Source organism: Microvirga pudoricolor, from assembly GCF_016892705.1.
Classification (GTDB): Bacteria; Pseudomonadota; Alphaproteobacteria; order Rhizobiales; family Beijerinckiaceae; genus Microvirga; species Microvirga pudoricolor.
Window position 1 is genome coordinate 57,526 of record NZ_JAFEMB010000010.1, and the last position, 21,926, is coordinate 79,451.

Sequence of the window (21,926 nt, forward strand, 5' to 3'; positions counted from 1 at the left end):
GATTTCAGCCGCACCCGCGGGATTGTCTTATTCGGCCGCCATCGGCGCGCGGGCTTCGATGCGATCCACGATCGCGTCGAGTTCCTTCATCAGCGGCACCATCCGCGCCACGCGCTCACGCCCCTCTTCGCCGAGCGATGCGAATGTGGTAATCGGCGCCCGCACATCACCGACCGGGTACCCGGCTGCAGCAGCCAGCGCCTTGGAATAGCACTGATGACCGTAGAGCGGGTGGCCTTCCGTGATGATAGTGTCAAACTTCTGAATCACGCTCTGCACGGCCCAGACATCGTCCCACCGACCCTGCTCTGCCCATTCCACGAACCTGGCGGAAGCGCGCGGTATGTAATTGCCATAGGGATTGACGTAGCCCTTGGCGCCCATTTTGTAGCTTTCCAACACCTGCTGTCCGGCCCAAACGTTCATCAGACCCTCGGACTCCACGATGATGGCATGGATACGTTCGATGCGCTGGCTGGCTTCCTTGATGTAGCGGATCTGTTCGAAGCTCTTGGTCAGGCGTCCGACCAGCTTCGCGCTCATATCCACATTCGAGGTGAAGGGATTGTTGTAGAGCATGATCGGCAGATTCACCGCCTCACAGATCGCCTTGTAATAGTTGAAGATCTCGTCTTCGGTCGGGGTGTAGTAGTAGGGCGGGATGATCATCAATCCATCTGCGCCGAGATCCTCGGCCTGCTTGGAGTAACGCACGGCGTTAGGCGTATAGGCGTTCATGCTGCCGACCAGAACCGGGATACGACCAGCGATGTGCTTGACTGTGGCTTCGATGAAAGCGCCCCGCTCGTCATCGGTCAGCGTCAGGAATTCGCCGGTCGTGCCGAGAATGATGATGCCGGGAACTCCGCACGCCAGTTGCCAGTCCAGAAATCGCTTCCACGCCGGGTAGTCGATGGCGCGGCCACCTTCGGTGAAAGGCGTGATTGTAACCGTGTAGCTTCCCGAAAAGTGCTTTGGCATTGATAGATCCTTTTCTTACGCCGAATTAGCCCGGCGATTTCTGTTCAGAGGTGACGATGAAAACGGATGTTCTGGTGGTCGGTGGCGGCATCGCCGGTGCGGCGGTCTCCTACTACCTCGCCCAGGAAGGCGTGGATGTGGTCTTGATCGAGGCACGAGATCTGAACACGCAGGCTTCCGGCACCAACGCTGGCTCGATACACGTCCAGATTCAGCATCCCGAGTTCGTCAGCATGGGCGCTGGCTGGGCACGCTCGTACGGTCCCACCCTGAGGCTTCTGATGGCGTCCCAGGCCCTGTGGCTGGGATTGAGCGACGAGCTCGGCGTCGATCTCGATGTTCGACTGACCGGTGGGTTGTTGGTGGCAACGACCCCAGCGCAGATGCAGGCCATCGAAGCCAAAGCCGTCATCGAACGCGGCTTCGGTGTCGATATCGAGATGCTCGACCGCGACGCCCTGCGGCAGCGGGCCCCGTATCTCACGGCCGATGCAATCGGCGCCGGCTTCTGCCCTGGAGAGGGAAAAGCCAATCCTCTGAAGGCCACCCGCGCCTTTGCCGCCGCCGCGCAAAAAATGGGCGCGAAGATTATCACCGAGACGCGCATGACGGCTCTTGAGCCGACGCGGGGCGGGTATCTGGCCCAAACCGAACGCGGCCCGATTGCTGCGCGCCGCGTGGTCAACGCCGCTGGCGCTGCCGCAGCCGACGTGGCCCGGATGCTGGGCTTGAACATCGAGCTGCAGGGCTTTCCCCTGCAGGTAACGGTGACGGAGCCTGTCGCCACGATGATTCCGCACCTGGTCTATTCGGCGGCCGGCAAGCTTTCCGCGAAGCAAGCCTTGAACGGCACCTGCCTGATCGGTGGAGGCTGGCCTGCACGCCTCCGCGCGGACGGCAGCTTGGCAACCGATCCGGCGAGCCTCGCGGGCAACATGGTCAATGCCGCCCGCGTGATTCCTGCGCTCGCCCGGGCCAGGGCCGTACGCAGTTGGACCGCTGTGGTCAATGGCACGGCTGACTGGCGTCCGATCATCGGAGAGGCGTCCGGCCAGCCCGGCTTCTTCCTGTCGCTCTTCCCGTGGATGGGCTTTTCCGCTGGCCCCATGACCGCCCGGCTGACAGCAGACTTGGTCGTCGGGCGTGCCCCTCGGCTTTCGCTGAAGGGCATTTCGGTATTGGCGGATTGAATCGGGCGTCATTTCGTGCCGGTGTCGGCTTGCCGACCGGCCGCCGCCTTCTTGCGCTGGTAGGCGCGCCAAGTCATTGCCCATTTTGCCGGATCCTCGAACGCATCGCCTTTCACCTGCGCGATGGGCTGATTGTGAGGAGCGGACTTGACCAGTTGCGGGTTGTCACGCGCCTCCTGGGCGATCTGGGCGACCACGGCGATCCAGTGATCGATATCCTCTTTTGACCACAATTCGCCGGCTTCCGGAGTGAACGGCTCAGCCACGATCCAGGGCTCGTGGCTCATCCACCAGGGATCGATGCCGTAATCGGCCATTCGGTTCGCAAAATCCACCGTGCCGACGCCGGTCTCCTCGGCCAAGGGAGCCAGCGACCAGCGCGTCATCTCCATGCGGCGTGCGTTGATGTGTGGATGGGAAATGGCAAGTCCTGGGATCTCGGACAGCTTTTTGTCCATGTAATTGTTGGCCACGACCGATATGTCGGACGCGAATTGGATGCCCTCGGCTCCCATGGCGCGGGCCCAAGCGTAGGCCTTCACCACCTGTGGGATGTTGCCCCAGAACTCACGGATCTTGCCCGACGATTTCGGACGATCATGATCAAGAGCATAGCGCTCCCCGCTTTTGACGACGACCGGCGCCGGCAGATAGGGAGCCAAATCCACCGTGCAGCCATAAGCGCCGACAGCCGGGCCACCGCCCGCCTTGGGCGCGCCGAAGGTCTTGTGCAGCATGAACATGCATGCATCGAAACCCAATTCTCGCGCCGACAGCTTGCCCATTACGCCATTGAAATTGGCGTGATCATAGAAGCAGAGTGCGCCAGCCTCCTTCGCGACGCGGATCCATTCCTTGATGTCAGGATTATAGATACCCATGTCGTCCGGATTGTTGATCATCAACAACGCGGTCTTTGGGCCAACCGCAGCCTTGAGAGCCTCGAGCGACGGATAGCCGTTCTCTTCGAGCGGCAAGTTGACGACTTTGAAGCCCGCGGCCGCCGCCGTGGCGGGATTGCAGGGATGTGCCTGGATGGACGTAACCATCTCCGTGCGCTCGTGTAGCAGGCCGCGATCCGCCCAGTAGGCGCGAGCGACGGCAGCCATGGTATAAGCCGCGTCGGCGCCTCCGCCGGCCTGGAAGATGAACTGATCCATGCCCGACAGGCTGCGCAGGATTCGGTCGAAATCGTGAATGATTTCGAGCACACCCTGAAGCGTGTCGGGGTGCTGGTAGGGATGGACTTCAGCCAGTTGCGGACGAAGTGTGGCGTATTCCGAAGTCTTGGAATTGTACTTCATCGTGCAGGTGCCGAAGAGGCTGACACCCATCATGCCCAGCGTCATCTGTGACAGATGAAGATAGTGGCGCTGTGCCTCGAATTCCGTAATTTCGGGCAGAGCGGGTCGATCCTTGCGCGCCACGGCTTCCGGGATCTGAGCGCTTTTGATCTCGGGCTCCGGCGCCGGGAAGATCTGTCCGCGAGCTCCAGGGCGGCCAAGTTCCATGACCAGAGGCTCATCCCATTTCGCGGCATGGAATTGCGGAAGTTTCATTTGCAGATCTCCTTCAGAGCATCGGCCAGACGGCGGATATCGGCGGCGCTGTGTATTTCTGTTACACAATAGAGCGCGGCCTGACCCAGACCGAAGTCTTCACTCGAGATATCTTTCCCTCCGAAGATGCCGCGTTCGCGAAGGGCATCGTTGATATCGGAAACGGTGTGGCCGGTGTCATCGAAGTTCACCACGAACTCCTTGAACGTCGTGTCGGGCGCATGGATTCGCACACCAGGAATCTCCGACAGGAGATTCGCCGCATAACGCGCACGTGATAGGATCAGTTGTCCTACTTCGCGAAATCCCTCAGGGCCTAAAAGGCTCATGTAGACAGCGCCCGCGACAGCCCAGAGATAAGTGGAATTGCCGGTCCAATCCTTGCCGTGCTCACGGGAGCCATATGAGTTCTGGTGCGCCGCCGCGAGGCCGAAGCCCATTTGGCCCGGCACGACCGTTTCGGCGATCGAGACCAGAAAGCCATTGTACTCGCGTACGTAACGTTCTTCATCGCGAGAGGCGATGAAACCGCCGACACCGCCGCCGCAATTCATGTGAACGCCGAGCGGTTGAACCGGTCCGGTCACGATGTCCGCGCCGTAGTCGCCTGGCGCCATCATGACACCCAGGCTCAGGGGATCGACGCCGACAATGGTCTCGGCTCCGGCTGCCCGCGCCATCTCTGCGATCCGGGCAGCCTCGGTCTCGATCGTGCCGAGATAGGCGGGGTTTTCGAAATAGACCGCGGCCACATCCGGCCCCAGCTTCCGGGAAAGATCATCCAGATCGAGACGCCCGTCCCGATCCGCCGAGACGAGAACGACCTCGATATGTCCCGACATGGCCGTAGGCTGGCAGTAGGTACGGATCACGGACATGCGCTCCGGATCCGACAGATGGGGCACGAGCACCTTCTGCCGCCCCGTCAATCTTGCAGCCATTCGGATCGCGTGGCCGATGGCGCATCCCCAGGAATAGACTGGGAGTTGCACCACATCGAGATTCAGCAATGCGCCGAGCTGGCTCGAGAATTCGAACCAAGCCTGGTTTCGTCCGTGGTCCGATTGATACGAGCCCCACACATTGGTGGCGAATTCGGTGCGTCCGACAATCTCATCGACGATGGCGGGGACATGGTGTTGCCAAACGCCGGCGCCTAGAAAGCTCAGATTCGTTTCACAATCCAGGTTTTTCTTGAGCTTCGTCAGGAGGTCGCGTTTGAGCTCCATCTCCGACGTCAGCGCGGCTGGGAGATCGAGCGGCACTTTGCGGAGGTGATCGTCCGGGATCTGCTCGAAAACCTCCGAGATGTCCTTTGCCCCAATCTCGGCTAGCATTTCCTCCAGAACACCGGGCGCGGAATTCGCCATCCATGGGTGGGCACGTCTCTCAACTGCCATATCGTCTCCTTGCGAACCACTGGTCACAATTTTCGCACAAAGGTTCGCACAACGCACAGCCGGTTTCAACCGCTACCGAGCCGGATCATCATGAATTTATTGGCGTCCGTACGCACCCGGACAAAGCCAGCCAAGTTAGCATCGAGATCCGGCTCCCCTGTATCGACCCATAGGCGCGGCGTGGCGAGCGCGGAGAGTTTTTCTTCGGTCGCAAGGATTATCAGCCCATTGAGGCCAGCGCGGCGTATGAGGTCAGGCGGAATCTGCTGATTGCCACGCCCAAGCACGAAGCCCTGCTGTCCGGTTACCCCGAGCACCAGTTGTACCTCGCCCTCCCCGGCCAATTCCCGCAGCATGCCGGCCGTGGCATCTCGCGCCACCATTTCCCGATTTCGGATTGCGTCTACTCCCAATACCGTAGGGGTGAAGCCGAGCGCCTTGGTGACAGCGCCGGCACTGCTGCCGGGTCCCACGATGTAGAGAACATCCTCTGCCATTTCAGACACTATGGCCTGGGCGGCCTCCTCCAGCGCCGCTGCGGAATTGCGACGCGCACCCCCCTTCGCCGCCTGCATGCGCGTGCGAGCTTGAGGCACGCGGGCATACCCGTAGAGGTGCGGCGAAAGATGACCGGCCCGCAGGGCTGCCTCATCGATATCCATGATCTCGGCATCCTCACGCCACTGGATCCGCTCGGGAGCCGCCAGCAAACCGGCCAGTAAGTGGCCCGCGCCCTCTGGTGAGAGCGCGAAAACGCCCGAATGCATCTTGACCCCGCAGGGGATGCCTAGCATCCCAGCGCCCTCAGGCAGGGCGGCCGCCACGTCCCGAGCCGTGCCATCTCCTCCGGCAAAAAGGATGAGGTCCGCTCCCTTCATCGCCGCAACGGCCTTTCGGGTATCCTCGGCCGTAAAAGTGGGCTTCCCAAGCTCAAGAATGTCCGCAGCAAGCGGCAGATCGGCGACTTGCGCCGCCCCCATCTCGCCAGGGGCTACGACAAGGTGTGCGCCTGGGTTCGACCTCGTCAGAACTGCCACCGCACGTCGGGCCCGCGCGCCCGCTTGAGCCACCGCCCCGCGGCGCAGCGCCTCGGCGACCGTTTCGCGGCCGTCCGTTCCTTTCAAACCTACCGATCCGCCAAGACCGGCCACAGGGTTGATGACTAGACCTACTCGCATTGACATTTCATCGCGCACACATGTTCTATATCCGCACTGAATTTGCGACACCTTCAAGGCTTTGAAGCCTCCGCAAGACCCCGAAGGGTTAGTCCGCCGATCAATTCCCCAACCGAGGGCAGTCGAAGAAACAGAGTTGCCTTACGTCGCATAACGAACATATGTTCATTATACGCACGTTCTTCTTGACCGGTTGCGACATCTAAATCAACATCGATGCGAGGCAAGACGATTGCCTTCCAGGAAAAGGAACGCCGGCATGAAAAAGCTGCTTCATGCGTCTCTCGTGTTGCTGGGGCTGACAGCCGTCTCAGCCGAGGCTCGCCCACTCAACGAAATCATCTCCAGTGGCACGATCCGTGTTGGAGTAAATCCGAACTTCCCCCCCATGAGTTCCTATGGGACCTCAAACCAGCTCGAGGGCTTCGATGTCGACATCGCCAAGAAGCTCGCAGATGCCCTTGGCGTGAAAGTGGAGCTTGTACCGACGGAGTCGCAACAGCGCGTGCCATTCCTGGTCTCCGATCGGATCGACATCTCCATGGGCGCGCTGACGCGCACCGCCGAGCGCGACAAGGTGATCGATTTCACCGTGCCGCTGCATACGGAGGCCATGGCAACTCTCACGACAGAAGCCGTGACCGCCAAGACGTGGAAGGAACTCAACACACCCGACATCACTCTTGCCAACATGCGAGGCAACTGGTCGGTCGATTTCCTGAAGGAGAAGCTCCCGAACTCCAAAGTTCTGCTCGTCGACACCATCGCAGACACGGTGCGCGCCGTTGCGCAGGGGCGTGCGAACGCCATCGTCGAGAATATCGACTTCTTCATGAAGTTCACCGAGAACTACAAAAACGTGAAGTGGCGCGTCATCAACGACACCGTGTTCGTGGCCTATTGCGGCATCGGCGTCTCAGAAGGCAACGATGGCCTGCGAAAGTTTCTCAATACCGTGCTTTATGATCTGCATTCTTCAGGCACTGTGAATCAGACCTGGGAAAAGTGGTACGGCGCGCCGATGCTGAAGCCAGTCGAAGCGCAGCCCTTCTTCTAACACCTCATCTATAAGCAGGCCGTGTGTTGCGGCCTGCAATCTCGTGGGCTTCGATGGCTTACACCTTTCAATTCGGGCAGGCCTTCATCCATCTGCCTTATCTGCTCGGTGGCGCGCTCCTGTCCCTCGAGATCGCATTCATCGCCTTCTGGGGTGGAACGGTTCTCGGCTTGTTTGGGGCTTACACGCTCGTTTATGGCTCTCGGCTTCTTCGCTCCATCGTTCAGGGCTATGTCACGTTCTTCACAAACACGCCCGCGGTCGTCCAGATCTTCTTTCTCTTCTATGCCTTGCCAGAAGCGGGGATCATGCTGAGTTCGTTCACCGCCGTCACGCTCGGGCTGGTGCTGAACTCTGCCGCGTACCTTGCCGATATCCAACGCGCAGGGTTTCTCTCCGTCCGCCAGACCGAGCTTGACGCGGCTGAGACGCTTGGGATGTCAAGGCTGCAGATGCTGCGGTACGTGATCGTTCCTCACATCGCCCGCACCATTTATCCGCCATTGTCGAGCTTCTTCATCTGGCTCGTTTTGGGATCGTCTATTGGCGCCCTCTATGGAGTCGAGGAGCTGACCGGACGTGCGCTCAACATCGCAACGTCCAATCTGCGAACCATCGAGATCTTTCTTGTTGTCGGCGGCATATACATCGTCATGACTTTGGCGGCGAGCCTCTCCCTCGGCCTCGTCGGCCGACACGTTTTCCGCGTGAGAGGGGGGCTGCTCAGATGATCGAGACGATCCTCTCTGAAATTCCTCGCTTTTTCACCTGGCCCAACCTTGTATTCTTGGGCGAGGCGGCAGGGCGGACCCTTATGCTGTCCGTCGTGGGATGCCTGATTGGTTTCACGCTTGGATTCGTGCTGGCCTGCATCCGCCAAACCCGCAATCCGTGGCTTGCTCCTTTGAGAGTGGCGGCCATAGCCTATACGGAAATCTTCCGCCGCATCCCGTTCCTTGTGATCCTGTTCCTTGTGCTATTCGCGATCCAGGTGGTAGCTCCGAACGCCTCGCTGTTCGCGATTGCACTGGTTAGCGTAACCATTGTCTCGACTGCCTTCCTCTCGGAGATCGTTCGAGCAGGCTTCGACTCCGTCCCACGCCAGCAGGTCGAAGCTGCCGAGGTGATGAACTTCAGCCGTTGGCAGATCATTCATATGATCGTGGCTCCGCAAGCCTGGAAGGTGATCCTTCCGCCAGGGTTCGCGTTCATGGTTATGTTCATCAAGGACACTGCACTCGCCTCTCAAGTCGGCGTGGTCGAGCTGACTTTTACCGGAAAGATCCTTTCGAACCGTGGGTTCTCTGCTACCCTCACCTTCGGCACCATTCTTCTGGCATACTTTATCCTGTCCTATCCGCTGACACGACTTGGGCGCTATCTGGAGATACGTCTTGCCTCACCTCGCCATTGATGGCCTCAACGCTAGTTATAAGAACCTGAAAGTTCTTCACGACATTTGCTTAGATGTCGAACGCAGCGAGGTCGTTAGCCTGATCGGTCCATCCGGATCCGGAAAGAGTACGCTTCTGAGAACCTTGGTTGGCGTCAACAAGCCAACAAGCGGCAAGGTAACACTCGCGCAAAGGACGCTCGACTACAGCTCCGCCTCCAGCCTCAAGCAGGCACGCGATTCCATGGCCATTGTCTTCCAGCAGTACAATCTCTTTCAGAACATGACGGTTATCGGCAATGTCACCATCGCACCGCTGAAGATCAAAAAATGGCAGCGCGCAGAAGTTGAGGAGCATGCTCACTCGCTTCTGCAGAAAGTTGGCCTTGGACACAAGCTGAAAGCCTACCCCGATGAATTATCGGGAGGTCAGCAGCAGCGGGTGGCCATTGCCCGAGCACTTGCCCTTAAGCCGCAACTGCTTCTACTCGATGAGATAACTTCCGCACTCGATCCCGAATTGGTGGGTGAAGTTCTCGACATCATCCGTGGGCTGGCGCGTGATGGAATGACCATGCTGATCGTCAGCCATGAGATGGGTTTCGTTCGAGAGGTCTCCTCACGTGTGGTCATGATGGATCAGGGCCGCATCGTGGAGATCGGGACTCCACAGCAGATCTTCGATGCTCCGAAAGAAACCCGCACTCGAGACTTCACGGCTCGCGTCCTCTCGCACTAAGCCGACGCACCAAAAATCTCACTACGATCCATCAGAGACCATCACTATGCGCATTCTTATCCTCGGCAGCGGTGTTGTCGGCGTCACATCCGCGTACTACCTTGCCCGTCAGGGTCACGACGTGACGGTGATCGATCGTCAACCCGCCGCCGGCATGGAAACGAGCTTCGCGAATGCGGGACAAGTCTCACCTGGTTATTCCTCTCCATGGGCTGCACCGGGAATTCCGGTCAAGGCACTCAAGTGGCTTTTGATGAAGCACCGCCCCCTCGTTCTCTGGCCGCGTGCGGAACTCCGCCTGTGGGGCTGGCTGGCTCACATGCTGGCGAACTGCACTGAGGATGCTTACAGGCGCAACAAGAGTCGCATGGTCAGCCTCGCGGAGTACAGCCGAGACTGCTTGAAGGAGCTCCGAAAGGAAACGGGCATCACCTACGACAATCGCGAGAAAGGTCTTCTTCAACTGTTTCGCAGCCAGAAGCAACTCGACAGCATTAGGGACGATATTTCGGTTCTGGATGCCTACGGCGTTCCGTATGAAGTTCTCGACCCTGCCGGCTGCGTGATGGTGGAGCCTGCCCTAGCGTTGGTAAAGAACAAAGTCGCCGGCGGACTTCGACTCTTGGGGGACGAAACGGGAGATGCCCACCTTTTCACCCAAAAGCTCGCAGCCTTAGCAGAAGCCCTTGGCGTCCAGTTCCACTATGGAAAATCGGTCGAACGACTTTTAGCAGAAGGCGATCGGGTGACTGGCGTCGAAGTCAGTAGCAGGGAAATCCTCGTCGCGGATACGTATGTTGCGGCGCTGGGAAGCTACACGCCTCGTCTGCTCCAGCCATTGGGCATTCAGCTCCCGGTTTATCCGGTCAAAGGGTACTCGTTGACGATGCCGATCACCAATCCGGATGCCGCCCCGACATCTACAGTCATGGATGAGACGTTCAAGGTTGGCATCACACGCCTTGGCGACAGAATCAGGGTAGGTGGAACGGCTGAACTCGCCGGTTTCAGCCAACGGTTGCGAGCACCGCGCCGAGCGACCCTAGAGCACTCCGTCATGGATCTCTTTCCACAAGGCGGTGATATCAGACAGGCAAGCTTCTGGACAGGTCTCCGGCCCATGACTCCGGACGGAACGCCCATCGTTGGAGCAACGCGTTATTCCAACCTTTACACCAATACCGGGCACGGCACGCTCGGCTGGACGATGGCGTGCGGCTCGGGGCGCGTGCTTGCCGACCTCGTATCCCGCCGAACCCCTCAGATCGACCACATGGATCTAGCGGTTGGGCGCTATAGCCGATCGGCAGCATGAGGGTGCATTCCTGCGGCCCCGATGCACACATAGCGAAGTTTGCGCCTCGTCATGCTTTAAGGTGTTCAGGAACGGTCCATCCCGGTGGAGGAGGCCTTCTCTCTGCGGGGAATATGCCGATCGGAAACGCGGGTTCGCTGCCGTTCATTTCCTGCCGTCGGTGGTAGATCCGCCAGCCCTTCGCTGTCCCGATCAAAGCGTCACGGTAAAGCCCGTAGAGTATCGCGGTGGTTCCATCATCCCGCTGGTGCCAAGCGAGTACATAGCTCATGGCCGAGGCTCGATTATCCCCGAGCAGTTGCACTTCAACATTGGAAAGGTGATGGGCCGTTCGCCTCCAGCGCCACAAGCGGGAGAGCTTTTCTGCCAAATCGGCGGAGCCGCATGCGTTGAGCCTTGCATCCGGCCCGAACTCCACAACGCAGTCCTCCGTGAAATAGGCATCGACCTCGTTGAGCGCCATGGTGTCGAGCATCCTGCAATACCCTGACAATAGCTCGCTGATCAGGATCTTGTCCGCAATCTTTTGCAACAGCACTTTCCATTCCTCTCCACGCACCTGGTTTGTGCGCGATACGAACATATGGTCATCACACGCACAATATTCTTGACGCGTAATGGTAAAGCACTCACGCTCCCTTTGAAGCTCTGACTTCCTGAAAAGCTTCCAACGCGTGCTTCAATAATCAGAAGGGGACCCTGATGAGGCGTATTTACTCCGTTTACATACTACCCTGTCTCGCCTTGCTCATGATGATTGCAGCCATCGTGCAGTCGGGCCATGCGGTGGCGCAGAATAAAATCGTCTGGCGGCTTCAGAACCAGTGGCTTCCTGGAAATCAGCTGACGGAAGTCGTCGATGACTGGGCAAAGCGCATGACAGCGATGTCGGGCGGGCGTCTTGAAATCCAGATGCTTCCGGCCGGATCGGTCGTGCCGCTTGCGCAGTCGATCGAAGCCATCAAAGCAGGCGTCCTCGATGGGCACGTCTCCTATCCAACCCTATACACCGGCATCGATCCCGGTTTCGCGCCACTCGGCGACATTCCTGGAGCATTCGACTCTCCCTACCAGCTCGTAGAGTACTGGTATTACTACGGCGGCCTAGATCTGCTGCGCGAGGCATATTCCCGCTTCAACATCTACACGATCGGCGTTGGAACGGGTTCCTTCGAAGCTATTCCCTCTCGCAAGCCGCTCAACAAGCTTGCCGATTTCAAGGGCCTCAAAATGAGAAGCCCTCCCGGCATTTCGAGCATGATCTGGGAAAAGCTTGGAGCAGTGCCGGTCGTGATGCCTCTGACGGAGGTGTTCTCCGCTCTTGAAAAGGGCGTCATCGACGCTGCTGATAACGGCACTCTTTCCTACAACGATCAGACCGGCGTTTATGCGAACGCTAAGTTTACATTGCTCAACAGCATGCATTCGAACGGGGCCTTTGACATCTCCGTCAATAAGGCCAAGTGGGATGCCCTCCCGGCCGATTTGCGCTCGATGCTTGAGCTTTCGATGCGTGACCTGATCGTGCGATGCATCGTTCGCGTCCAGATGGATGATGCCATCGTCCACGCCAAGGCGGAAGCTCAGGGCTTGAAGCTGTCGGAACTGTCCGATGCCGAGAAGGTGGAGTACAGGAAGATGGCCGTGCAGGCTTGGAGCGAATGGGCGAAGAAAAGCCCGCTCGCCGATAAGGTCATCAACAGCTACACATCGTATCTGAAGAAGACCGGGAAGCTTTAGTCCGCATACCTAAGGGGCCCGTGCAGAAGCCGGGTCCCTTTTTCATATGAGGCCCAACGTGATCACACGGTTCAATCGCGCGGTCGGCGATCTTTTTTCGTACGGCTACATCATAGTGTTCCTACTGACTTTCTATGAGGTTCTCGCTCGATACCTCCTGAATGCGCCGACGCAGTATACACTTGAGATTACGCTCATCTTGGCGGGTCTTCATTACCTGCTGTGCGGACCGCAAGTTTCGGCGGATAACGGACATATCGCCGTCACAACGATTACAGATCACCTGTCACCCCGGTGGCAGGAGCGTCTCAGGCGCGTAGGCCTCGCGGTCTCGCTGGCTTGCTGCCTGATCCTCATCTGGGCCTCGTGGAACCAAGCTGCCTTCGCGATCGAAGTAAACGAGCATTCGGGCACGATCTTCAACTCACCGCTTCCGATTATCCTCAAAGTCGCTCTTTTCGTTTCATTCGTCCTCATGGCCCTCCAGTCGTTCTCCTACCTCATCGAGAAGAAAAAATGAGCCCAGAACTCGTTACAGTCGTCACTTTCGGGTTACTATTCGGGCTTGTCGCTATCGGCATTCCTCTCGCCTTCGCAACTCTGGCTACAGCGATTGTCATTGGCTTTACGATGTTCGGGCCTCAAAGCACGATCATTATCGCCAGCAGAATATACGACAACGCGAACAACTACGTGCTGATCACCGTCCCGTTGTTCATCATCATGGGCATTCTGCTGGAACGAGGGGGCATTGCGGCAAGGATTTTCAGCGTTCTTCACCTCTGGACCGCAAGACTACCAGGCGGCATGGCGATCGGCGTCGTGCTCGCCGGCTCCTTGATGGCGGCTATGGTCGGCGTCGTGGGAGCGGAGATCATCACACTGGGTCTTGTCGCCCTGCCTACTATGCTGAAGCGCGGCTATAATAAGAAAATCGCATTGGGCACCATCATCGCGGCAGGCTCGCTAGGCGCGATGATTCCACCAAGCCTGGTTCTAGTCTTCTACGCTCTCATTGCCAACGTGTCGATTGCTGAGCTTTATGCCGCCGCTCTGCTACCGGGCCTCCTACTCGCGTTGCTGTACGCAATATACATTTTCATACGCTGCGTCATCGATCCTTCCCTGGCTCCCCCGCCGCCCGCCGAGGAATTGAATCTGCCACTTAAGGATAAAATCCTGATGGCCAAGGATCTCTTTCTCCCGATGGCTGTGGTATTTGCCGTTCTCGGATCCCTGTATTTTGGTATTGCGACACCGACGGAGTCGGCGGCGATTGGCGTCGCCGGGGCACTGGTTGCAATTTGGATCAATGGAAAGTTCCGCCTTTCCGATATGCGTGACATCGTGCTGGAGAGTGGACGCGCGATCGGCCCTGTGATGTGGATCTTCTTCGGCGCGACGGCCTTCGTCGGGATCTATACATTTACAGGCGGCATCACTTACCTCACTAACCTGATCGCAGGACTTCCCCTGCCTCCGATCGGGATCCTGATCGTCATGCAGATCATCCTGATCCTGCTTGGTCTTCCCCTCGATTGGATTGGGATCGCCCTGTTGACGATGCCGGTTTTCGTCCCCGTCATCAAGCAACTGGGATATGATCCGCTTTGGTTTGGCGTCCTGTTCTGCATCAACATGCAGATCGGCTATCTGTCGCCGCCCTTCGGTCCATCCTCGTTCTACCTCAAGAGTGTCGCTCCTCCGGAAGTCTCCTTGCAGGATATCCTTAAGTCAGTGTGGCCCTTCATGGGGTTGCAGTTGCTGGGGCTGATCATTGTCATGATGTTTCCGGAGATCGCCCTCTGGCTGCCGAGCCTGATGCGATGACGGTTTTACCTTGTGGTGACGAAGTTCTCGTCACCGGTGCCTCGAGTGGAATCGGAGAGGCCATTGTTCGGCAGCTCCGTCGTCTTGGGACAACAGTCCATGCCGTCGCGAGAAGCGAGGCGAAACTGCATACCCTGGCGGCGGAAACAGGCTGCATTGCGCATGTGGCCGATGTCCGCGATCACTCCACCATGACTGCATTGCTCGTTGCCATCGATCCAGATGTTCTTGTCTGCAATGCCGGCAGTAATTTTGGGGGTTCGATTGGTGCGGCATCCGAGGAAGATGTCGAGAACCTAGTCGATCTCAACCTATCAAGTACGATGCAGATCGTCAGGTCAGCCCTGCAAGGCATGAAGCGTCGTGATCGGGGTCATCTGGTTTTCATTGGTTCGATCGCGGGCCACCACGCCCTCACAGGCGGTAACGCAGTCTATCATGCGACCAAGGCTGGCATCGCAGCCTTCGCCAACCAGCTTCGCATCGACCTTTGCGGTCATCGAATCCGCGTCACCGAGATCGCGCCTGGTCGGACCCGAACCGGAATTTTTGCCAAGTCTGCGGGCGATCCGATCTTAGCCCAGCAGCAGTTCCTCGACGGCTATGAAGTGCTTGAGCCAGACGATGTCGCTGGTATCGTTTGCTATGCGCTCATGGCACCCGCCCATGTCAATATCGGGCATGTTGAGATTACGCCGACACTCCAGGTGATTGGCGGATTGACCACGGTTCGGAATGACCAGACCAAGTTCAAGCGTTGATCTAAAGGAAGCAGCCGTGACCGACCTCAGCCAGAAAACCATTCTCCTCACTGGTGCATCCAGTGGCATCGGAGCGGCGACAGCACGCGTTTTGGCAGGGGCAGGCGCGTACATCATAGCTCATCACCGCAACGATGCCGACCGTGCGGGTGCGGAGGAAGCTCTCGCCGACATCGATCAATCGAACAAACTATTTGTCGCCGCGGATTTCAGCGACCTTGAAGCGGTCGAGGCGCTCTGGAAGAGAGGATTAGCTTGGCGCGGTCGGATCGATGCACTGGTGCTCAATGCCGCGACTCTCGTCTGGGGTGGCGTCGACGACGATGATGCGACATGGGATCGATCCTGGACCGAGCAGTTCGAAGTCAACGTCCTGGCGCCAGCACGGCTGTTGCGCGCCGCCGTTCGGCAATGGCGCGGAGAAGGTGGCGTGATTGTCACGCTTGCAAGTTGGAACGCGCAACGCGGCTCGACCAACCCCGCTCAGATTGGCTACGCTGCCTCCAAGGCAGCAATCAAGGCTGCAGCTCAGACCATCGCGAGAGGCTACGCGCGTGAGGGAATCCTGAGCTACACGATTGCACCAGGCATCGTGCGAACGAAAATGTCGGAAGACTTTGCCGCACTCCAACCTGGCGGCGAGGAGGCTGTGACAGCCTCGCTTGCCATGGGTGAATGGGTTCCTCCCTCCGAGATCGGTGAGTTGGTGGCGTTTCTTGTATCAAGCAAGGTCAAGCATCTCTCCGGAGCGACGCTTGACATCAACGGCGCTACTTACGTGCGATGACCTCACTTGAGGCTGTGTTGTTTGACCCAGGCGGCCACTTCGGCGTGCGTACCGAACCACACGCCGTGCTTCGACTTTGCATGCTTGATGACTTCGTCCAGGATCCAGATCCGAGAGCGATATCCGATGACGAAAGGATGCATGACGAGTTGAAATATGCTGCCAGCGTCATAGGCGGCATCGAGCTCACGAATGAAAATGTCCAGGACCTCACGAGGCGGAGTATAGGGGCGAGTGACCGGGTTGCGGCTGAAAAGGAAGTAGACAGCATCGTCTCGCAACCATTCGACTGGGATCTCTACGAGTCCCGACGGCTCTCCGTCGACACAGAGTTCATAGCATTCCTCGTCGGCCATCAATGACGAATCGTAGAGAAAGCCGAGCTCTTTCACGAGTGAGATTGTTTGAGGACTGAGGTCCCACTGAGCGGCGCGATGTCCGACAGGCATTGTTCCCGTAACGTTTGCAATTCTGTCGCGAGCGCGGATCATGAGATCACGCTCGACTGGCTCGCTGAGAAGCGATGTATTCTCATGTATCCAGCCATGCACAGCCACTTCATGTTTCTCATCCGCGATCCGTCGAACCTCGCTCGGATCGATCAGCGTGACAACGGCGGGCGTGAAAAAAGTAGCTTTCACGTCATGCTTTGCGAGAAGCGAAAGAATGCGGGGCACACCGACGCGCCGCCCAAACTCACCCCAGCTCAACCGACCGACAGCAGTACCGCCCCCACCAAGTTCGAACGTTTCATGATCGCAGTCGAATGAAAGAGCAACGGCACACTGGGCATCATTAGGCCAACGCGATGGAGCAAGACGACGACCAGCACGAACGCGCGAGATCGCTTTGCGCCAATGATCTTCCGGCCACTCCCAAGGCATCAACGGTGTCGCTGACTTCAAGACAGCCTCCTAAATTCGTTCCGGTAGTTTCGATACTTTTATACTGATATTTATCGACCATCTCAAAGCATTCCGAATCTATTTTGTTTGACCTTATTCACTTCAATGCGACATAAATTAAAGATGAAAAATATACGGATGATGCGTTGTATGGACCATGACGCGTTGCAAACTGAAGGCAGCCTAGCAGGATCGGATTCGTCGAATGCTGAAGTACTATTTCAACTTATCTCCAAACCCTATGAAGGTTGCCCTCCTTCTCGAGGAGTTGGATCTCCCTTATCAAGCGATCCCGGTGGATACCCGCAAAGGCGAGCAATTCAGCTCGAGTTACCTTTCCATCAATCCCAACGGCAAGGTCCCAGCCCTCGTTGACGGGGACGCCGTGATTTTCGACAGCAACGCAATCCTCCTGTATCTGGGAGACAAGACAGGTCGATTCACGCCTCTGCCTTCCGATAAAGCCAGGGGTGAGCTTCTGTCCTGGATGATGTTCATCGCAAGCGGCATGAGCCCTTTCTCTGGCCAGGCCGTTCACTTCCGTCACTTCGCACCTGAGACAGTTCCCTATGCTCAGAACCGGTACTCCTATGAGGCCGAACGCCACTACCGCGTTCTCGATGACCGGCTGAAGGATCGGCGGTATCTCGTTGCCGAAACCTATACGATCGCCGATATGGCCATGTGGGGATGGGCCAGGGTTACGCCCTTCGTCATGGGTGACGACGCGTGGTCGAAGTTTCCGAACCTGAAGCGTCTCGTCGACGAGATCAACGAGCGCCCGGCAGCGATAAGAGCGGTTGGCCTTAAAGACAAGTACAACTTCAAGGCCGAACTTGACGAAGAGGCGCGTCGCATCATGTACCCGCAAAACATCCGCCTCTATCCGAATGTGGCGCAGTGAGGCAGCCGCGCTCTATACAAAAGGCTGCAGATCCAAACCTGCAGCCTTTTTGCACTTCAGTGAGTCCTGCAATCTTTAGGATCGAGCGTTTCTACTTGAGGAAGCCTGCAGTGCGGGGAAGCGCCAGTACCAGCTCTGGAATGTAAGTAATGAGAAGCAGGACGACCGTCATCACCGCCCAAGGCCAATAGATGTGACGGGTCACGGCGGAGATCGGTCTTTTCGCGACGATAGCCGCCACGAACAGCGTCCCTCCGAAAGGCGGCGTGATCATACCGATGACGCTATTGAAAACGAACACCGTTGCCACGTGAATCGGGTCCAGGCCGTAGCCGATACCAGCCTGAATGACGACCGGACTGAGCAAGAGCACCATCGCGATGCTTTCCATCGGCATCCCGAAAATCATCAGAAATATGTTGACGATGAGAAGGAATGTCCATGGACTGCTGACTGTCGCTTGAAGCCAGCCTGCGACCATGTCCGGCAATCCTTCAACAGCCATCAGCCAATTGAAGACGGTCGCCCCGCCGACGAGGATCATGATGCCGGCTGTGAAGCCGCCGGCTTTGAGAATGATCCCGGGTATCACGCTCAGCCTTAGATCGCCGTAAACGAACTTGCCGATTAGGATGGTGTATAGAACAGCCACGGCAGCCGCCTCGGTCGGCGTGAACATTCCGCTGAAAATGCCGCCGCTGACGATGACACCCAGGCTTAGGGCCGGCACCGCATAGAGAAACGTGGAGCCGAGCTTGGCGAGACTGAACGACTCGGTGGCTCGATACTGCTCTCCACCGCTCCTCGCATGCCACCAGGCGAGAAAGAGTAGGCCTGGGACCACAAGCAGACCGGGAATGATGCCAGCGAGGAACAGCGCTCCAATCGACAGATTATTGAGCACCCCGATGAGGACCAGCATCATGCTGGGCGGGATAATTTGAGCGAGCGTTCCAGCCGTCGCTATCAGCGCGGCTGAGAAATCCACATTGTAATTCCGGCGCTTGAGCTCAGGCTGCATCACGGCAGATACGACGGCCGTGTCCGCGCTTCCCGAACCAGACATGGCGGCAATGACCGTCGAGGCAATCACGGACACCATCAAGAGGCTTCCGGTCACCCATCCCAACAAGGCATGCGCAAAGTCGATGATACGCTTGGACAGCCCGCCTTCGTCCATAAGCATGCCCGCCAACAGAAAGAACGGAATGGCCATCAATGTGAAGTCGTTTAGGCCTGCATAGAAGCGATGGGCAATGACAACGAGAGGAAGATCGGCAGACCAGACCGCGATGAGAGCGGATATGCCGAAGACGAAAGCGATAGGTACGCCGATCAACAGAAAGATGAAGAAGCCTGCGCCAAGGGCGATCATAGGAGCTCCTCCTGGTGCCCCTCGAAAGGTCCGCCCCACTTTTCGAAGACCTGCATTACGATTTCAATGCCTAGAAGGATCATCCCGATCGGGATCGAGATGAATATGGTCCACATGGGAATCAGCAGTACCGGCGATGTCTGGTGGAAGCCCTGTTCAGTCAGGAGAATCCCGCCGTAGATCATGACGACGATGAACGCCATGTTGATGACGGCGATAAGTATGCTGAATACCCTTGCCATAGCGAGATTCAAATGCCGTGTCAGCGTGTCCACGGCAAATATCGCGCCGTGGCGGAGGGCAACGCTTGCCCCGACCGCCGTCAACCAAACTTGTGCATATGTCGAGGTTTCGACAGCGTTTCCGGTATGGAGACCTGGGATGTATCGACCAGCGACCTGAACGACAACAGCAAGCACCATGTACGAGTAGAGCAGAATTACAGCTGTATCGACCGCGCGCCTGATAGGCGCGATCAATCGCATGGTGAGGCTACCGCCGGCCAGTGTTGTCATAATGCTGCAATCAGCCTGCCAGGATAGCGGAGAGGATTTGCTTTTCCTTTTCCGTCTTCAGAAATTGGTCGTAAATGCCTTTCGACCGCTCGCGGAAGGGTGTCGCATCAGGCTGCGTTACTTTCACTCCTTTTGCCTTCAGCTGGTCAAGAATCTTGGCGTCGCTCTCAGCCCAGAGCTTCAAGTGCTCCATCCCAACTTCTCGACCGACACTCATCAAAGCCTTTTGCTGCTCGACCGGAAGACGCTTGAACTTGGCTTCGGACATGACAATGCCGTTGGAGTAGTAGAGCCAGCCGATCTGCGCCCAGTTGTTAGCCACTTCATAGAATTTCTGCGTGTAGTAGTTCGTATTGGCGGCGTCGGCCCCGTCGACGACCCCAGTTTGCAGGGCCGCATAAACTTCGTTGTAGGCAATGGCTGTTGCGTTCGCACCGAAAGCATTGAAAGCCGCCACATGAACGGGATTCTGAACAGTGCGGATTTTTCGACCTTTTAGATCATCGATCGCATTTACCGGCTGACGCGTCATGATATGGCGCACGCCGGACGTCATGAAGCCGAGGAAGCGAATGTTTTTCGCAGCCGCCGCTTCGACGATTTGATCGTAGAGGGAGCCATTAAGAACGCGGGTGTAATGATCCCAATCCCGGAATGCGAACGGCATGTTCAGCACGTTCATTTCCGGGATCCAGTTCGCCAGCACGGCGCATGATGGGGGAGCCAGATCGATTGTGCCGAGGAGTATACCCTCTACGACGTCGACCTCACCGCCTAGCTGCGAGTTAGGAATAACAGAAACTTCAAAAGCACCGTTTGTCGCAGCCTTTAATTTGTTGGAGAAGTTCAGAGCGGTGACATGATTGGGGTCATCCGTGATCGAAAAGTGGGCGAAGCGTAGTCGCGTCGCGGCTTGAGCCGCGCCAGGGAGCGAGGCTGCTGCGGCAGCTGCCGCGGCACTAAGCAAAAAATCTCGACGCTGCATCAGTACCCCCGTGCGTTTTCCGAACATTTGTCCGCTATACGAATAGGAGCGCCGAAAATCTATGTTGTCAAGCAATCTACAGGCGAGATTTTGCTCATCGATCCTAAGAATTACGTTGCTACATGGGGATGGAAACGAACATAAGTTCGCCTACCGGCCACGTCGGCGGTCGTTAATTTACTCCGTGGATGACTTGGGTCGGCACGGTCAGTATAAAGGCTTCCCTCCCGCCGCCTGCCATTCGTCATGACGGAGGAATAATTTGGTCGATATAACGGGCCTCCGTTACAATATATCTCTTGACAATCAGCCACCGGCCCTCGACCCGACGATATTCGTCTTCATACCTGATGATAAAATTGTGGCTCAAGTCGAAGGGCAAGCGCCCGTTCTGATGCGCGTCCTGGTAGATGTGATAAGCAACGCAATATACTTCACCTGTCGCCTCATCTCCGTTGACGGTGATGTTCTGCGTTGTGACGGAGTGCAGTGTTCTTTTGTACCGATTGAGCTGATCGACAGGAATCTTCATGATCTCGGCATACCCGCGTGGCGCGGCTGAGGGGCTCTCGACGATCACGTCTTCTGCGAACAGTTCTCCCCACTCCTCAAGATCACCTTTATCCAGCGCCATCGCATAGCGATGCGAGAGTTTGCAGATCTCGAACTCATCCAGTAGCGCGGTCAGACCTTTATCATTCATGGGAGCACTCTTCTGTGAAATTCGCATGAGCTTAGCGCGAGACTCTTCACGATAACAATATGATCCTAAAGCATGTGCGGACCTTCTTTCGCCAGTCTCCTATGTAGGTTTCATACCAAAGGTTCGTGGAGAGGCGTGTTGATTCCCAATGCTGAGAGGCCCACCTGAGTGCTCCTTGTGAGAGAGGCCGCTTTGAGACCCAATGGGCAACGCCAGCAAGACTACTGAGCCCCGCCCGCCGCCGCATCTGCGTTGATCCCGTGATCGCCAAATACGGCGTATCGGAACGGCTGACTTGCCGGTTTCCGAGCCAGAATTGCTCTACCCAGCGAATGACCGGCGTGGCTTGGGTAAATCGTGAGCTGTTCTATCTGGGCCCTCAAACAAGCCTACGTGGAGGTCGCCTCGCGGGCTCGTCGCGTACTTGCGGCTAAGGTCAACCCGGTGACAATAGCTGACATCCCTCAATGCTGGGAGGTCATCAGGCTTTTTCGCTTAGATTAAAACATCGAACGTTCATGAAGTGTCACAGACCTGCGATGCAGATGTATTTGATCTCAAGGTATCCCTCGATGCCGTATTTCGAGCCCTCCCGGCCCAGGCCCGACT

22 protein-coding genes are annotated in these 21,926 nt (G+C 57.4%); 12 read left to right on the top strand and 10 right to left on the bottom strand.

Annotated features, from left to right (window positions below; genetic code table 11):
• Positions 1–27: 27 nt before the first annotated feature.
• Positions 28–981 carry a dihydrodipicolinate synthase family protein gene (locus ILT42_RS22000; protein ID WP_204218158.1) on the bottom strand — a complete coding sequence of 318 codons (954 nt, stop codon included), beginning with the start codon at positions 979–981 and terminating at the stop codon, positions 28–30.
• Between the two features lie 56 nt (positions 982–1,037).
• Between ILT42_RS22000 and ILT42_RS22005 the strand changes: the two genes are divergently transcribed.
• Positions 1,038–2,171 carry an NAD(P)/FAD-dependent oxidoreductase gene (locus tag ILT42_RS22005; protein WP_204218159.1) on the top strand — a complete coding sequence of 378 codons (1,134 nt, stop codon included), beginning with the start codon at positions 1,038–1,040 and terminating at the stop codon, positions 2,169–2,171.
• A gap of 8 nt (positions 2,172–2,179) precedes the next feature.
• Here ILT42_RS22005 and gcvPB read toward each other — a convergent pair whose 3' ends face one another.
• From gcvPB to ILT42_RS22020, 3 genes are all read right to left on the bottom strand, one after another.
• A complete protein-coding gene (gene gcvPB / locus ILT42_RS22010) occupies positions 2,180–3,730 on the bottom strand; it encodes an aminomethyl-transferring glycine dehydrogenase subunit GcvPB (RefSeq protein ID WP_267874499.1) in 1,551 nt (516 codons plus the stop codon).
• Positions 3,727–5,130, bottom strand: a complete 1,404-nt coding sequence (gcvPA, locus tag ILT42_RS22015; RefSeq protein WP_204218161.1) for an aminomethyl-transferring glycine dehydrogenase subunit GcvPA — start codon at positions 5,128–5,130, stop codon at positions 3,727–3,729. The genes gcvPB and gcvPA overlap by 4 nt, the downstream gene beginning before the upstream one ends.
• A 65-nt stretch (positions 5,131–5,195) precedes the next feature.
• Positions 5,196–6,314, bottom strand: a complete 1,119-nt coding sequence (locus ILT42_RS22020; protein WP_324617759.1) for an ATP-NAD kinase family protein — start codon at positions 6,312–6,314, stop codon at positions 5,196–5,198.
• A gap of 253 nt (positions 6,315–6,567) precedes the next feature.
• On the opposite strand from ILT42_RS22020, the gene ILT42_RS22025 reads away from it, so the two are divergent.
• From ILT42_RS22025 to ILT42_RS22045, 5 genes are read left to right on the top strand one after another with little or no spacing between them, the layout of a single operon-like run.
• Positions 6,568–7,365 carry a transporter substrate-binding domain-containing protein gene (locus tag ILT42_RS22025; protein ID WP_204218163.1) on the top strand — a complete coding sequence of 266 codons (798 nt, stop codon included), beginning with the start codon at positions 6,568–6,570 and terminating at the stop codon, positions 7,363–7,365.
• A 53-nt stretch (positions 7,366–7,418) separates the two neighbouring features.
• On the top strand, positions 7,419–8,096 hold the full coding sequence (locus tag ILT42_RS22030; RefSeq protein WP_204218164.1) for an amino acid ABC transporter permease: 678 nt from the start codon (positions 7,419–7,421) through the stop codon (positions 8,094–8,096).
• On the top strand, positions 8,093–8,779 hold the full coding sequence (locus tag ILT42_RS22035; RefSeq protein WP_204218165.1) for an amino acid ABC transporter permease: 687 nt from the start codon (positions 8,093–8,095) through the stop codon (positions 8,777–8,779). Before ILT42_RS22030 ends, ILT42_RS22035 begins: the two co-directional genes overlap by 4 nt.
• The gene (locus tag ILT42_RS22040; RefSeq protein ID WP_229428863.1) at positions 8,760–9,497 is read left to right on the top strand and encodes an amino acid ABC transporter ATP-binding protein; all 738 of its coding nucleotides are present in this window, start codon (positions 8,760–8,762) and stop codon (positions 9,495–9,497) included. The genes ILT42_RS22035 and ILT42_RS22040 overlap by 20 nt, the downstream gene beginning before the upstream one ends.
• 46 nt (positions 9,498–9,543) lie before the next feature.
• A complete protein-coding gene (locus ILT42_RS22045; RefSeq protein ID WP_204218166.1) occupies positions 9,544–10,812 on the top strand; it encodes a D-amino acid dehydrogenase in 1,269 nt (422 codons plus the stop codon).
• 49 nt (positions 10,813–10,861) lie between these two features.
• Here the strand turns inward: ILT42_RS22045 and ILT42_RS22050 are convergent, their stop codons facing one another.
• Complete coding sequence (locus ILT42_RS22050; protein WP_204218167.1) at positions 10,862–11,395, bottom strand: nuclear transport factor 2 family protein; 534 nt, start codon at positions 11,393–11,395, stop codon at positions 10,862–10,864.
• A gap of 119 nt (positions 11,396–11,514) precedes the next feature.
• Between ILT42_RS22050 and dctP the strand changes: the two genes are divergently transcribed.
• The 5 genes from dctP to ILT42_RS22075 are packed head-to-tail and all read left to right on the top strand — an operon-like array spanning position 11,515 to position 15,930.
• The gene (dctP, locus tag ILT42_RS22055; protein WP_204218168.1) at positions 11,515–12,552 is read left to right on the top strand and encodes a TRAP transporter substrate-binding protein DctP; all 1,038 of its coding nucleotides are present in this window, start codon (positions 11,515–11,517) and stop codon (positions 12,550–12,552) included.
• Positions 12,553–12,610: 58 nt separating this feature from the next.
• On the top strand, positions 12,611–13,072 hold the full coding sequence (locus ILT42_RS22060) for a TRAP transporter small permease subunit (protein WP_204218169.1): 462 nt from the start codon (positions 12,611–12,613) through the stop codon (positions 13,070–13,072).
• Positions 13,069–14,382, top strand: a complete 1,314-nt coding sequence (locus tag ILT42_RS22065; protein ID WP_204218170.1) for a TRAP transporter large permease — start codon at positions 13,069–13,071, stop codon at positions 14,380–14,382. The genes ILT42_RS22060 and ILT42_RS22065 overlap by 4 nt, the downstream gene beginning before the upstream one ends.
• The gene (locus ILT42_RS22070; RefSeq protein WP_204218171.1) at positions 14,379–15,143 is read left to right on the top strand and encodes an SDR family oxidoreductase; all 765 of its coding nucleotides are present in this window, start codon (positions 14,379–14,381) and stop codon (positions 15,141–15,143) included. The genes ILT42_RS22065 and ILT42_RS22070 overlap by 4 nt, the downstream gene beginning before the upstream one ends.
• A gap of 16 nt (positions 15,144–15,159) precedes the next feature.
• Positions 15,160–15,930 carry an SDR family NAD(P)-dependent oxidoreductase gene (locus ILT42_RS22075; protein WP_204218172.1) on the top strand — a complete coding sequence of 257 codons (771 nt, stop codon included), beginning with the start codon at positions 15,160–15,162 and terminating at the stop codon, positions 15,928–15,930.
• A 2-nt stretch (positions 15,931–15,932) separates the two neighbouring features.
• Here ILT42_RS22075 and ILT42_RS22080 read toward each other — a convergent pair whose 3' ends face one another.
• A complete protein-coding gene (locus ILT42_RS22080; protein ID WP_204218173.1) occupies positions 15,933–16,835 on the bottom strand; it encodes a polysaccharide deacetylase family protein in 903 nt (300 codons plus the stop codon).
• A gap of 205 nt (positions 16,836–17,040) precedes the next feature.
• Here ILT42_RS22080 and ILT42_RS22085 point away from each other — a divergent pair, with 205 nt between their 5' ends.
• Complete coding sequence (locus tag ILT42_RS22085; protein ID WP_204218174.1) at positions 17,041–17,739, top strand: glutathione S-transferase family protein; 699 nt, start codon at positions 17,041–17,043, stop codon at positions 17,737–17,739.
• A 91-nt stretch (positions 17,740–17,830) separates the two neighbouring features.
• Here ILT42_RS22085 and ILT42_RS22090 read toward each other — a convergent pair whose 3' ends face one another.
• From ILT42_RS22090 to ILT42_RS22105, 4 genes are all read right to left on the bottom strand, one after another.
• The gene (locus tag ILT42_RS22090; RefSeq protein ID WP_204218175.1) at positions 17,831–19,114 is read right to left on the bottom strand and encodes a TRAP transporter large permease; all 1,284 of its coding nucleotides are present in this window, start codon (positions 19,112–19,114) and stop codon (positions 17,831–17,833) included.
• Positions 19,111–19,629 carry a TRAP transporter small permease gene (locus tag ILT42_RS22095; protein WP_204218176.1) on the bottom strand — a complete coding sequence of 173 codons (519 nt, stop codon included), beginning with the start codon at positions 19,627–19,629 and terminating at the stop codon, positions 19,111–19,113. Before ILT42_RS22095 ends, ILT42_RS22090 begins: the two co-directional genes overlap by 4 nt.
• A gap of 10 nt (positions 19,630–19,639) precedes the next feature.
• Entirely contained in the window at positions 19,640–20,614 is a 975-nt protein-coding gene (locus ILT42_RS22100) for a TRAP transporter substrate-binding protein (RefSeq protein WP_204218177.1), read from the bottom strand.
• 244 nt (positions 20,615–20,858) lie between these two features.
• Positions 20,859–21,317 carry a nuclear transport factor 2 family protein gene (locus tag ILT42_RS22105; RefSeq protein WP_204218178.1) on the bottom strand — a complete coding sequence of 153 codons (459 nt, stop codon included), beginning with the start codon at positions 21,315–21,317 and terminating at the stop codon, positions 20,859–20,861.
• Positions 21,318–21,926 lie beyond the last annotated feature (609 nt).